This is a genomic window from Pinirhizobacter sp. (genome assembly GCF_036499745.1).
GTDB lineage: Bacteria > Pseudomonadota > Gammaproteobacteria > Xanthomonadales > Rhodanobacteraceae > Pinirhizobacter.
In genome coordinates this window covers 43678-56652 of the sequence record NZ_DASYDG010000033.1, presented here as the reverse complement: position 1 = coordinate 56652, position 12975 = coordinate 43678, and the positions used below count along the sequence as shown (strand labels likewise).

At 66.1% G+C, this 12975-nt stretch carries 14 protein-coding genes; 2 read left to right on the top strand and 12 right to left on the bottom strand.

The annotated features are described in order from the left end of the window. The first annotated feature begins 24 nt into the window (after positions 1–24). Positions 25–1014: an LLM class flavin-dependent oxidoreductase gene (locus VGM61_RS12970; protein ID WP_331523250.1), complete on the top strand. Its 990-nt coding sequence runs from the start codon at positions 25–27 to the stop codon at positions 1012–1014. 22 nt (positions 1015–1036) lie between these two features. On the opposite strand, the gene VGM61_RS12965 is transcribed toward VGM61_RS12970, so the two are convergent. From VGM61_RS12965 to VGM61_RS12930, 8 genes are read right to left on the bottom strand one after another with little or no spacing between them, the layout of a single operon-like run. Next, on the bottom strand, positions 1037–1822 hold the full coding sequence (locus VGM61_RS12965) for a 3-hydroxybutyrate dehydrogenase (RefSeq protein ID WP_331523249.1): 786 nt from the start codon (positions 1820–1822) through the stop codon (positions 1037–1039). 5 nt (positions 1823–1827) lie between these two features. After that, on the bottom strand, positions 1828–3228 hold the full coding sequence (locus tag VGM61_RS12960; RefSeq protein WP_331523248.1) for a sugar porter family MFS transporter: 1401 nt from the start codon (positions 3226–3228) through the stop codon (positions 1828–1830). Between the two features lie 33 nt (positions 3229–3261). Continuing rightward, positions 3262–4176: an SMP-30/gluconolactonase/LRE family protein gene (locus tag VGM61_RS12955; protein WP_331523247.1), complete on the bottom strand. Its 915-nt coding sequence runs from the start codon at positions 4174–4176 to the stop codon at positions 3262–3264. Next, the gene (locus VGM61_RS12950) at positions 4173–4940 is read right to left on the bottom strand and encodes an SDR family oxidoreductase (protein ID WP_331523246.1); all 768 of its coding nucleotides are present in this window, start codon (positions 4938–4940) and stop codon (positions 4173–4175) included. The genes VGM61_RS12955 and VGM61_RS12950 overlap by 4 nt, the downstream gene beginning before the upstream one ends. Beyond that, positions 4940–6088, bottom strand: a complete 1149-nt coding sequence (gene dgoD, locus VGM61_RS12945) for a galactonate dehydratase (protein ID WP_331523245.1) — start codon at positions 6086–6088, stop codon at positions 4940–4942. Before dgoD ends, VGM61_RS12950 begins: the two co-directional genes overlap by 1 nt. Continuing rightward, positions 6085–6723, bottom strand: a complete 639-nt coding sequence (locus VGM61_RS12940) for a 2-dehydro-3-deoxy-6-phosphogalactonate aldolase (protein WP_331523244.1) — start codon at positions 6721–6723, stop codon at positions 6085–6087. Before VGM61_RS12940 ends, dgoD begins: the two co-directional genes overlap by 4 nt. Then, positions 6720–7652, bottom strand: a complete 933-nt coding sequence (locus tag VGM61_RS12935; protein WP_331523243.1) for a 2-dehydro-3-deoxygalactonokinase — start codon at positions 7650–7652, stop codon at positions 6720–6722. Before VGM61_RS12935 ends, VGM61_RS12940 begins: the two co-directional genes overlap by 4 nt. Continuing rightward, positions 7649–8359 (bottom strand): FadR/GntR family transcriptional regulator, encoded by a 711-nt coding sequence (locus VGM61_RS12930; protein ID WP_331523242.1) that lies wholly within the window; start codon positions 8357–8359, stop codon positions 7649–7651. The genes VGM61_RS12935 and VGM61_RS12930 overlap by 4 nt, the downstream gene beginning before the upstream one ends. 131 nt (positions 8360–8490) lie before the next feature. On the opposite strand from VGM61_RS12930, the gene VGM61_RS12925 reads away from it, so the two are divergent. Further along, positions 8491–9366 (top strand): alpha/beta hydrolase family protein, encoded by an 876-nt coding sequence (locus VGM61_RS12925; RefSeq protein ID WP_331523241.1) that lies wholly within the window; start codon positions 8491–8493, stop codon positions 9364–9366. Here VGM61_RS12925 and VGM61_RS12920 read toward each other — a convergent pair. Genes VGM61_RS12920 through VGM61_RS12905 form a run of 4 tightly spaced genes read right to left on the bottom strand, consistent with a single transcriptional unit; the run spans position 9347 to position 12951 of the window. Further along, complete coding sequence (locus VGM61_RS12920) at positions 9347–10069, bottom strand: ABC transporter permease (protein WP_331523240.1); 723 nt, start codon at positions 10067–10069, stop codon at positions 9347–9349. The genes VGM61_RS12925 and VGM61_RS12920 overlap by 20 nt on opposite strands. After that, the gene (locus tag VGM61_RS12915; RefSeq protein WP_331523239.1) at positions 10066–10989 is read right to left on the bottom strand and encodes an ABC transporter ATP-binding protein; all 924 of its coding nucleotides are present in this window, start codon (positions 10987–10989) and stop codon (positions 10066–10068) included. Before VGM61_RS12915 ends, VGM61_RS12920 begins: the two co-directional genes overlap by 4 nt. Next, the gene (locus VGM61_RS12910) at positions 10986–12098 is read right to left on the bottom strand and encodes an ABC transporter permease (protein ID WP_331523238.1); all 1113 of its coding nucleotides are present in this window, start codon (positions 12096–12098) and stop codon (positions 10986–10988) included. Before VGM61_RS12910 ends, VGM61_RS12915 begins: the two co-directional genes overlap by 4 nt. Next, positions 12085–12951: a glycine betaine ABC transporter substrate-binding protein gene (locus VGM61_RS12905; protein ID WP_331523237.1), complete on the bottom strand. Its 867-nt coding sequence runs from the start codon at positions 12949–12951 to the stop codon at positions 12085–12087. The genes VGM61_RS12910 and VGM61_RS12905 overlap by 14 nt, the downstream gene beginning before the upstream one ends. Positions 12952–12975 lie beyond the last annotated feature (24 nt).

Genomic DNA, 12975 nt, shown 5'->3' with positions numbered 1-12975 from the left:
GGGCATGCCGCCATCTGACGGAGCATGACTTCCTATTCCGTTCTCGACCTCTCCCCCATCGTCAAGGGCGGCAGCGCCAGCGACGCCCTGAACAACAGCCGCGACCTGGCGGTGCATGCGGAAGCCTGGGGCTACAAGCGCTTCTGGCTTGCCGAACACCACAATATGTCTGGCATTGCCAGTGCGGCCACCTCGATTGTGATCGCCCACGTCGCTGCGGCCACCTCGACCATCCGCGTGGGTTCCGGGGGCGTGATGCTTCCCAACCACGCGCCTTTGGTGATCGCCGAGCAGTTCGGCACCCTCGAAGCGCTGTTCCCCGGCCGCATCGACCTTGGACTGGGCCGCGCGCCCGGTAGCGACCAACTCACCGCGCGCGCCCTGCGCCGGGAATTGGGAGCCAGCGACGAGCGGTTTCCCGAAGACGTCGCCGAACTGCAGCAGTTCCTGGGCGAACCGCACCCATTGCAGCGCGTCCGCGCGGTGCCCGGGCAGGATTCGAATATTCCCCTGTGGCTGCTGGGATCGAGCCTGTTCAGTGCGCGCCTGGCGGCGGAGCTGGGCCTGCCGTTCGCCTTCGCATCGCATTTTGCACCCGATGCATTGATGCAGGCGCTGCAGGTGTATCGCACATTGTTTCGTCCGTCCGCGCAGTTGGACAAACCCTACGCGATGGTGGGCGTGAACGCTTTCGTCGCCGACACCGATGACGAAGCCCGGTACCTCTTCACTTCGTTGCAGCAGCAGTTCCTGAACTTGCGGCGCGGCACTCCCGGCCAGCTGCAACCTCCCGTGGACACCATGGACGGCCGTTGGACGGAGATGGAGAAGCGTGGGCTGGAACACACCATGCAGTACGCGGCGGTGGGTTCGGCCGATACCGTGCGCGCGAAGCTGAAGGATTTCATCGCCACCACCGGCGCCGATGAGGTGATGCTGACGGCGCAGATCTTCGACCATGCTGCGCGGCTTAAGTCGTTTGAACTGGCGGCGCAGGTGATGAGGGCGCTCTAGCTTTCGGTGCCCGGCGCGATGCCTAGTTCATTACCCAACCATGCGAAGCCAGCAGCGACTGGCCGGTAATCGCACTGGTGGGAAAGGCCGCCATGAACACCGCCACGCGGGCGATGTCGTCAAGCGTGGTGAATTCCCCGTCAACCGTGTCGCGCAGCATCACATCGCGGATCACCTCGCTTTCGCTGATGCCAAGCTCCTTCGCCTGTTCTGGAATCTGTTTATCGACCAGCGGCGTACGGACGAAACCCGGGCACAGCACGTTGGCGCGGATGCCCTGCGCCGCGCCTTCTTTCGCGATGGTGCGGGCCAGGCCCAGCAGGCCGTGCTTGGCGGTGACGTAAGGCGCCTTGAACTTCGACGCCACGTGCGAGTGCGCCGAGCCCATCAGCAGGATCGAGCCGCCCTTGCCGGCGGCAAGCATCTGCCGCATCGCCGCACGTGAGGTAAGGAACGCGCCATCGAGGTGGATGGCGAGCATCTTTTTCCAGGCCGCGAACTCCAGGTCGACCAGTGGTGCGATGATCTGGATGCCCGCGTTGGACACCAGGATGTCCAACGCTCCCCAGCGCGTGGCGACCTCGTCGAAGCCCTGGTTGACGGCTTCTTCGTCGGTGACGTCCATGGCCACGCCCATCGCATCGCCACGGCCGCCGTCGATTTCACCGGCCACCATTTCGGCGCCGTCGCGGTCGAGGTCGGCGATCACCACCCGCGCACCGGCGTGGTGAAAGGCCTGCGCAATGGCCTTGCCGATGCCGCTGGCAGCACCGGTAACCAGCGCGACCTTGCCATCGAGCTCGCCCATGTCGATCAGGCGCCGATATCGCGCAGCTTCTTGCCGTGCATCAGCTTGCGCTCGATATCTTCCAGCGTGACGCCCTTGGTTTCCGGTACCAGCCAGAACGTGAGCACGATGAATACTGCATTGAAGGCCGCATACAGCCAGAACGTCTGCCCCGGGCCGATACCGTTGACCAGGGTCAGGAAGGTGTTGCCCACCACCCAGTTCATCGCCCAGTTGGTGAAGGTCGACACGCCGATGCCGAAGTCGCGGCCCTTCAGCGGCTGCACCTCCGAGCACAGTGTCCAGATCAGCGGACCGGCCGACATGGCGAAGCCGATGATGAAGACCAGCAAGGTGCCCACCGTGAAGTATTGCTCGGCACGGGTGGTGGTACCGATGTGGATCATCGTGCCGACGATCGCCAGCGAGATGGTCATGACCACGAAGCCGGCGTACAGGATGGGCTTGCGGCCGATGCGGTCGACCAGGCCGATGGCGATGAACGTAGCCAGCACGTTGGTCAGGCCGACGATGGCGGTGAACCACAACTGTGATTCATGATCGTAGCCCAGCGTGCCGAAGATGCGCGGCGCGTAGTACATCATCACGTTCATGCCGGTCAGCTGCTGCATCACCTGCAGCAGCACGCCCAGGCCCACCGAGCGGCGGAAGTTGCTGTTTTCCTGGAACAGGTGCCAGCCGCGCTGCGGGGTCTGAAGCGACTCGGCGATGTCGGCCATCTCATGATCGACCATCCCACGGTTACCGCGGAGCTTCAGCAGTACGTCCTCCGCTTCTTTCGTGCGGCCTTTCATCATCAGCCAGCGCGGGCTGTCCGGCAGCCACAGCACACCGAGCAGGAACAACGCGCCCGGGACGGCGATGATGCCGAGCATCCAGCGCCAGCTGCCGGTGTAGCTGAAGGCGAGGTCTGACAGGAAGGCCACCAGGATGCCGATGGTGATCATCAGCTGGTAGAGCGAGATCATCGCACCACGGATCCGCTCCGGAGCCACTTCGGCCAGGTAAAGCGGTGCGGTGAACGATGCGATGCCGATGGCCAGGCCCAGGATCACGCGGGCGACGATCAGCGTTTCGGGATTGGTCGCGACGCCGCAGAGCACCGAACCTATGACGAACAGAATGGCGCCCAGGACCAGCGAGCGCTTGCGGCCCAGGGACGAGGACAGCCAGCCAGCACCGAGCGCGCCTGCTGCAGCGCCGATCATCATGGAACTCACGATCCATTCGATGGTGCGATCGCTGATGGCGAAATCGGCCTTGATGAAATCGGTGGCGCCGGAGATCACGCCGATGTCCAGGCCGAACATCAGGCCGGCGAGCGCGGCCAGGATGCAGGTGAAGATGGCCGTGGCTTTGGCATGCGACGGTGTAGTGGCCGCGGCAGTGGATGCAACGCTATTCATAGGGTGTTCCCGAGGTGCGTTGGAAGTCGTCGTTCAATGGGTAGCGCGGGCATCTTGCCATGCCCGGCCCGTGGGTGGTGCACCCGCGAAGCGGGGTTCGGTCAAACCAGTGAAGCCCGGCTCGAATATGTGCAGTGCACCATCGCCCACGTCGCGCGCCGCCGCTTGCAAACCGTCGCTGGCGCTGGTGACGTACAAGCGATCGAGCATCGGCCCGCCGAAGGCAGGCCGTGTCGGCTGTTGTGCCGGCAGTTCGAACACGCCAGCGAGGGTTCCGTCGGCGGCATAGCGGCATACCCGGCCAGCGCCCCAGCTCGCATTCCACAGCCCACCGTCGGCATCGACGGTGGAGCCGTCCGGTTCGCCCGGTTCATCGCGAAGATCGACGAACACGCGCGGTGTGCCGAGGGTGTCGCCGTAATCCACGCACATGATGCGTTTGTCCAGCGAGTCGCAGAAGTACATCACGTCGCCGCTGGGGCTGAAGGCAATCGAGTTGCTGATTGCCACGCCAGGCAATGGCAGGTGTTCAAGCTGCAAGTGGCGATCGAGACGGTAAAAACCGCCCACGGGTTGCTTCGGGCCAGTGGCCGGCTCGTGCAGCGTGCCGAAGACGAAGCGGCCCTGGCGATCGCAGGCGCCGTCATTCGCGCGCGTGTGCTTTCCCGGTTCCACTTCCATCAGCTCCAGCAGTTCGCCGCTATCGATGCGCCAGAAGGCCAGTCGCGAAGCCAGCGCCAATAACAGCACGCCTGGATCGTCGCAAAGCGCGAACGAAGCCAGCCGCTCGGGCATGGTCCAATGGGCAACGTCACCGCTGGCCGGGTGCAGGCGCCAAAGCGTGCATCCGGCGATATCCGTCCACCACACCGACTGGCCGCGGTCGTCCCATTGCACGCCTTCACCCAGGATGTTTCCCGCCGCATGGGCGATGCGCGAATCGGTCATACCCAGCCACCATCCACGATGTAATCCTGGCCCGTACACATGCGGCTGTCGTCGGCGGCCAGGAACAGTGCGGCGCGGGCCAGGTCGTCGGGCTCGATGTGGCCGGGCATGCACTGCATGCGCCGGATCGACGCCTCGCCTTCTTCGTCGAGCCAAAGCTCGCGCTGCTTGGGCGTGATCACCCAGCCCGGTACCAGGCAGTTGATGCGGATGTTCTGCGCGCCAAGCTCCCGCGCCATGCCGTTGACGAAGCCGCGTACCGCGGCCTTGGCCATCGCGTACAACGGGTAGCCTGCGTTCTTCTGGATCCAGCCGGTGGAGCCCATGCAGATGATCGAGCCGTGGCCCAGCTGTTTCATGTCAGGCACCACGGCTTTGGTGACGAACACCTGGTGGCGCAGGTTCACCGCAAGGCTCTTGTTGAAGAAGGCTTCGTCCACCTGGTCGAGCGAATGCCTTGCGTCGTTGGCGGCGCTGTTGATCAGCACACCGAACGGGCCGGTTTGCGCGCGCAATGCCTGGATGGATGCGGCAACGGCTTCCAGGTCAGTGAGGTCGGTGTGTGCGTAGACTGGCTTGAAAGGCGCATCGCCAAGGGATCCGATCAAGTCGGTCGCGGCGTTGTCGTCGAGATCGACAAAGGCCACGCGTGCGCCCTGGCGGGCGAACTGTGCAACGAACGACGCGCCGATGCCGCTGGCACCGCCGGTGATCAGCACGGCGCGGTCGCGCAGGCTCGGGTAGCTGGCGTACATCTGGTTCATTACCACTCCGCCACGCTGCCGTCTTCATGGCGCCACACCGGGTTCCGCCAGCGATGGCCCACGGCGGCGCGTTCATCCACATAGGCCTGGTTCACTTCGATACCAAGACCTGGCCCGTTGGGGATGGCGACGAAACCGTCTTCATAGGCGAACACGCTGCGGTCGGTCACGTAATCGAGCAGGTCGTTCGCCGCGTTGTAGTGGATGCCCAGGCTCTGCTCCTGGATGAACGCGTTGTGGCTGACGGCATCGATCTGCAGATTCGCCGCCAGCGCGATCGGCCCCAGCGGGCAATGCAGGGCCACGGCCACGTCATAGGCTTCGGCCATCGCGGCGATCTTCACCGTTTCGGTGATGCCACCGGCATGCGCCGGGTCGGGCTGGATGATGTCCACGCCGCCGGTCTGCAGCACGCGCTTGAAATCGAAGCGGGAATACAGCCGCTCGCCCAGGGCGATCGGCGCGGGCGAGATGGCCGCCAGTTCCGGAATGCTCTCCAGATGCTCCGAGAGCACGGGCTCTTCGATGAACATCAGGTTGTACGGTGCCAGTTCGCGCATCAATACCTTGGCCATGGGCTTGTGCACGCGGCCGTGGAAGTCCACGCCCAGGCCGATGTCCGGGCCGACGGCTTCGCGCACGGCCTGCACATTGGCCAGCATGCGGTCGACCTTGGCATGCGAATCGACGTACTGCAGTTCTTCGGTGCCGTTCATCTTCACGGCGCTGAAACCGCGGGCGACTGCCGCCCGGGCGGCGTCGGCGGTGTCGGCCGGGCGATCGCCGCCGATCCACGAATACACACGGATCTTGTTGCGCACGGGCCCGCCCAGCAGGGCATGCACGGGCACTCCCAGCGCCTTTCCGTGGATGTCCCACAGGGCGTGGTCGATGCCGGCGAGCGCGCTCATAAGCACCGGGCCTCCCCGGTAGAAACCGGCGCGGTACAACACGTTCCAGTGATCCTGGATGTGGCGCGGATCCTTGCCGATCAGGTAGTCGGCCAGTTCGCTCACCGCAGCGGCCACGGTATGCGCGCGGCCCTCGATGACCGGCTCACCCCAGCCGCTGATACCGGCGTCGGTGTCCACGCGCACGAAGCACCAGCGCGGAGGCACGATGAAGGTGGTGATCGCGGTGATCTTCATGCGCCGGCTCCCTTGGCGGCCAATGCAGCCCAGGCCTGTGCGAAAGCCTGCGCGCGGGCTTTCGTGTCGCTGATCGGCCGGCCTGGTGCGTACAACGCCCCGCCAATGCCAAAACCGTTCGCCCCGGCCGCGACGAACCCGGCCATGTTGCCGGGCTCGATGCCGCCGACCGGCAGCAACGCCAGATCCTTCGGCAGCACGGCTCGCCACGCCTTGAGTACATGCGGGCCGATCAGCTCGGCCGGGAAAATCTTCAGCGCATCGGCGCCGGCGTCGAGCGCCGCGAAGGCCTCGGTGGTGGTGGACACACCCGGCAGGCAGTAAAGCCCCGCGGCTTTGGCCGCGCGGATCACCGCCACATCCGCATGCGGCATGACGATGATCTTGCCGCCGGCGGCAGCGACTTCTTCGACACGCGCGGGCGACAGCACGGTGCCGGCACCCACCAGCGCACGGTCGCCGAAGCGTTCGGACATGATGCTGATGCTGCGCAAAGGGTCGGGGGAATTGAGGGGTACCTCAAGGATGCGGAAGCCCGCATCGACCAGGACATCGCCGGTGTCGGCGGCCTCGCCTGGGGTGATGCCACGCAGGATGGCGACGAGCGGAAGGGGGCCAAGCCAGGCGCCGATCATGGGGAAACTCCGTGGATGGTTCGTTCGTGCAAATGGGCACGCCGGGCGATCAGCCACAGCCCGTGGGCGGCGGTGTCCTCCACGGCAGGTGAAACAGTGAGGGAAAAATCGCTGGCGGCCATGCGGTAGCGCGCGCCCAGGGCGGCATCACCCACCAGGCGCAGCGGCAACGTGCAGTCCATGCGGCCATCGGCCAGGGTGGAACGGATTTCCTCGCCGATCAGCAGGCCCGAGAGGTAATCCGGGACGCTTGAGGCATCGAGCGTGCCATCGAGCATCAACGCCCGCGTCGAGAACAGCCGCGACACGCCTCCGGCAGCGCCACTGGCGCGTGCGGTGCGCACGCCGCGACTGAAGGCATCGACATCCAGGGGTGCATCGGGCTTGATCTCCACCGCCAGGATCGAATGGCGGGACAGCAGGGCGAAGAGTTCGCCTGTCATGGTGGTGACGAAATCGGTGACCACGCCTTCCTTCACCCGCACCCATTTGCTGTGGGTGCCCGGCAGCACCACGGTGGCTTCACCCTGGGGCGGCGGCCGCAGCGCCAGCGCGCCGACCAGCTGGGTTTCCTCACCTCGCATCACGTCGGGTCCGCGGCTGTTGTGCAGGCCTGGCACCAGGTGCACTACGCGTCCGCCAGGGGCGGCGACCGGCACCAGCGCGGCGGCCAGCTCATCGACGCCTGCGGGAATATCAAGGTAGGGCACTTCCTGCCAGCCGTTCCGGCTGCCCACCATGCCGGCGGCGATCACCGGGCAGTCGGGCCAGCCGGCCACCATGGCGGCGAAGGCGCCACCGAAGCCACCGTCGGGCAACTGGCGGATGCCCCAGGGCCTGGAGCGGGTTTCCACGATGGAACCGGCGGCATCGAGCAGGTAGGCGCGGAAGCTGGAGGTGCCCCAATCCAGGGCGATCAGGTGGTTCATGGTTTTACCGCGCGGCGCGTTTTCAGGGTGTCGCGCGAATCGCTGATCAGGCCGCGCATCGCGTCGGCCGCGGCGTTGGGCCGGCGGCGGCGGATGGCGTCGTACACGGCATGGTGCTGGGGGAGGGAATAACGGAAGTTGGCGGTGGTACGGGCGGACATCAGGAAATACGTGGCAAGCGCGGTCTGGATCACCGAGAACAGCGAGCCGAGCAATTCATTGTTGGTGGCGCGCAGCACCGCCTCGTGGAAGCGAACGTCGGCTTCGGCCCAGGCGTCCAGGTCCATGGCCGCGTCCATCGCCTCGTAGGCGGCGGCGACCTCCGCCAACTGGATGTCGTCGCGACGGCGCGCGGCGGCGGCCGCGGCGGCGGGTTCGACGATCTCGCGCATCTCCACCAGTTTGTCGACGAAGTCGTCGGTGGGCATCGCCGCGCAACGCCAGGCCAGGACATCGGCGTCGAGCTGGTTCCAGAAGCGCACCTCGCGCACGCGCATGCCGGTCTTCTGGCGGGTTTCGATCAAGCCCTTGGTAGCCAACACTTTCAGCGCTTCGCGTAGTACCGTGCGGCTGACCGCCATGCGGGTGGCCAGGGCTTCTTCACGCGGCAACGCCTCGCCCGGCGCAAGGTTGCCGCCGACGATCATCTGCCCCAGTTCCTGGACCACCTGGCCATGCAGGTTTCGCGGTCCCGTCGTTCGTGCCACATGGACCCCCTCAGGGTCATTTGTCATACAAATCATTTATAGCACAACATCCGCGAAATACACCGGTTCACCTTGCGCTCAAATTCGGCAGGTTCCACGCTTGGACACCTCCAGCAACAGGAATGTCCCCGATGCGCGCGATATGGCCCTGCCTTGTCCTGTCATTGCTGGTTTTCGGCGTTTCCGCCGCTCCCTATCCCCACCCCGGCGTAGTCACCGCCGACCCACCGGCTGACAAGGCAAACCCGGCCAGCATGCAGGTCGCCCAGATCGACAGCCATGGTTCGAAGATGAATGCGGTGTTTTACCTCGCCCCGGGCGTAGGGCCGCATCCCACCCTGGTGCTTTTCCATGGTTTTCCCGGCAATGAACAAAACCTCGACCTGGCGCAAGCCGTCCGCCGTGCCGGATTCAATGTACTGACGCTGCATTACCGCGGGTCATGGGGCAGTCCGGGCACGTTCTCGTTCGCCCACGTGCTGGAGGATGCAGATGCCGCCGTGGCGTTCGTGCAGGACCCGGCCCATGCGAAGGACTATCGCATCGACCGCAGCCGGATCTTCGTCGCCGGTCATAGCATGGGCGGCTTTGCCGCGGGCTGGGCCGTGGGCCATGCGAAAGACGTCAAGGGCCTGGTGATGATTTCCGGCGCCGACATGGGCAGCGTCACCGCGGACATGGTCAAGGGCGCTGAGCGCAAGGAATGGGAGGAAGACATCCTTCCGCTGGCGGGCTGCAGCGTGGATGGACTGGTCGCCGAAGCCCAGGCCAATGCCGCCACCTGGAAATTCCAGTCGTGGGTGCCGATGCTCAAAGACCGCCCGGCCCTGCTGGTCACCGCCAACGACGGCCTGCAGCCCTCGGCGGAGGCTTTGGCCGATGCACTGCGCAAGGCCGGGGACGCGGACGTCCAGACCCGCCACTTCGACACCGACCATCCTTATTCGGACAAGCGCCTGGCGATGACCTCAACCGTGGTCGACTGGCTTAGCGACCACGCGAAGTAACGCGCCGTTCCACCCATTCGAGCAGGCCATCGGCCAGCATCGCCAGGGCAGCCACCAACAGCGCGCCCTGTACGACGTACGCGGGGTTGTTGCCGACCAACCCTTCGATGATGGGCGAGCCAAGGGTGGTGGCGCCCACGGTGGACCCGATCGTGGCCGTGCCCACGGCCACGATCACCGATAGCCGCACGCCGGACATGATCGCCGGTACCGCCAGGGGCAACTCGGCATCCTTCAGGCGCCGCCAGGGCCCGTAGCCCATGCCGTCAGCGGCGGCGATCGCCTCCGGCGGGACGCTGCGCAGGCCCGCGATGGCCTGGCCAAGCACCGGCAGCACCCCGTACACGGTAAGCGCCAACAGGGTAGGCGGCGCACCGAAACCGAGCAAGGGGACGGACAACACCAGCACGGCCACCGGCGGGATGGTCTGGCCTACCACGGCCACGGCGTTGGCCGTCGGCAGCAGGCTGCGTGCGAAGGGGCGCGTCACCAGTGCGGCCACGGCCAGCCCCACGAGCACCGCCGTGGCGCTCGCCAGCAACACGATGCCGGCATGGATGGCCAACAGTTGCCCGAACCCAGTGCGCAGGTACACCGGTTTTCCCACCGAAGGGAACATCGCGTGGAAGGCAGGTGCCGAATGCGGCAGCCAAAGCAGCAGCGCCGCCAGGGTGAGCGCCGGCACGGCGATGCGCCAGTTCATGACGGCGGCACCAGCAGGCCGTCCAGGCTGATCACCTGGTCCCCGGCGCCATCGACGCGAAGCGCACGCAAGCCCCGGTCGACCATCATCGACAGCGCCTGGCGAAGATCGGCCTCGGCATGGATCGACGGCGTTCCATCAGCCACGTTGCCTGGCGCCATGACATCGCGAACCTTGCGCACCGACAGCAGGCGCAAACCCGCCGAGGTGCCACCGACGAAACCGCGGACGACATCGTCGGCCGGGTGCAGCAGCAGTTCCAGCGGCGTGCCGCACTGACGGACATGCCCGCCATCGATGAAGGCAATGCGGTCACCCAATTGCAGCGCTTCATCCATGTCGTGGGTGACGAACACCACGGTGGTGCCGATATCGGCGTGGATGCGGCGGAAGGCATGCTGGAGTTTTTCGCGCGTGACCGGATCGAGCGCGCCGAAGGGCTCGTCCATCAGCACGATGATCGGTTGCGCCGCCATCGCCCGCGCCACACCCACGCGTTGTTGCTGGCCGCCGGAGAGCTCTGCCGGCAGGCGCTTGGCAATGCTGGCATCGAGCTCCACCATCGCCATCAATTCCGCAACGCGCGATGCGATGCGATCTTCCTTCCAGCCCAGGAGGCGGGGAACGGTGCCGATGTTCCTTGCCACCGACCAGTGCGGAAACAGGCCGACCGACTGGATGGCATAACCGATGCCGCGGCGAAGTTCAGTCACGGGGGTATTGCGTACATCCTGCCCGTCGATGCACACCGAGCCTTCGTCGGGCTCGACAAGGCGATTGATCATGCGCAGCAAGGTGGACTTGCCCGAACCTGAAGGGCCGACCATCACGAACAACTCGCCCGAAGCGATGCTCAGCGATACGCCATCGACCGCCTCGTCCTGCCCGAATCGTTTACTGACATTAGAAAATTCGATCATGCGTGCGGCTCCATCCATCGTTCCAGAGCGCGGCAGGCGCCATCGGCGGCAAGGGCCAGCGCAATGATGGCCAGCGTCCCCAGCATGACAAGGTCGTTGGCACCCTGGCCAAGACCCAGGAACACGAAGCGCCCCAGGCCACCGGCACCCACCAGCGCCGCCACCGCGGCCAGGCCGATCGACTGCACCAGCACGATGCGCAGGCCCGCGGCGAATACCGGCAGCCCCAGCGGCAACTGCACCCGGGTAAGCACCTGCCACGGTTGCAGGCCCAGGCCGCGCGCCGCGTCCAGGGCTGAAGATGGAGCCGTAGCCAGGCCCGCCAGCGTGTAGCGCATGACAGGCAGCAAGGCATAGGCGGTGAGCGCCACCAGGGCCGGTGCATTGCCGGTACCGCCCACGCCCAGCCACGCCAGGGGCGCCACCAGCAGGGCGAACAGCGCCATCGACGGAATGGTCTGCACCAGGTTCAACACGGCCAGGGAGATACCGCGGCCGCGTCGGCGCTGCGCTACCGCCACGGCCAGCGGCGCGCCCAGGACCACCGCGGCAGCGGTGGCGGAGAAAGCCAGTAACAGATGCTGCCCCACGGCGGTGAGGAAACGCGCTCGCTGCAGGACGAATTCCTGCACGATGGACAGCCTGTCGAACATGCCCGCCGCAGTCATCGCCACCACCAGCATGGCAAGGCCTATCCAGCATGCAAGGCGCAGGGAAGCCCGCATCCGGATCTCGCGCTGGCGATCAGCCACCAGCAACACCGCCGAGGTGGCCATGCACCAGAAGCCCGAGCCCAACTGCACCCGCGCGTGTCCGCCCGCCGTGGCAAGCAAGCCGTTGGCGGCGAACCCCGTGGCCACCAGCAGGGCCGGCAACAACAACATGGCAACGACCAGGCCCGCCATGCCCCTCATGCGTGCCGTCGCAAGTACCACCAGCCACGCCAGGGGCAGCCATCGCAGGGCGGGTAGGGCGATGGACACGTAACCGTGCCCCGTAAGCAACCGGTTCGGCGCCAGCACGACCGCGTTCAATGCCACCGACGCCAGCAGGCCGGTCACGCCCAGCGCCAACAGGGCGAGCGGCCAGGTGCGCTCAGTCCAGCGCATGGATACCTTCCAGGAAGTCGTGCGCCACCACCGAGGCATCGGTGCCATCCACCTGGGTGCGCGCATTCAACCGGCGCAGCGTGTCGACATCCAGGCGTCCGAAAACCGGATCGAGCAGGGCGGGAATGGCAGGATACTTTTTCAACAACGCCGCGCGTGCCACCGGCGCCGCCTGGTACACCAGTTCGACATGGCGGGGATCCTCCAGTGCCACCAGGCCCGTCACCGCCAGGGCGCCGTCGGTCAGGTACACCATGCTGGCGTTTACGCCCGAGGTGCCTTCGGCCGCGGCCTTGATCGTCACCGAGGTATCGCCGCCGGCCAGCACCAGCAATTGGGAGCCTTGCATGGTGAAGCCGTAGGCCTGCTCGAATGCAGGCAATGCCGCGGCGCTGTCGACGAACTCCGCGGAACCTGCCAGTTTCACCCGCGCACCGCTGTTCACCCAGCGTGCGAAGTCGTTCAGTGTGCGCACGTGCTCCCGCTCTGCCACGGCGCGCGGGACGGCGATGCCCCAATGGTTGTCCGCCGGCGCTGCCTTCATCCACACCAGTGCGTTGGCCCTGAGGTCGAGCGTCGCGGCGAGCGCATGCGCGGCCGATGCATCGCGAAATGCCGGGTCGTCTTCCCGGTGGAAGAAGAACGCAGCATTGCCGGTGTATTCGGGATAGATGTCCAGTTCGCCCGCCAGAAGGGCGCGGCGCACGATGGCGGTGGGCCCCAGCTGCGTACGGTCGTCCACGCTCATGCCGGCATGGCGCAGCACCTGCACGATCAACTGGCCGAGCACGGCGCCCTCGTTGTCAGCCTTGGAGCCGACACGGATGGCTTGGGCGGAGGCGTTGCCCGTCAACGACAGGCAGGCAACGACGAGGAT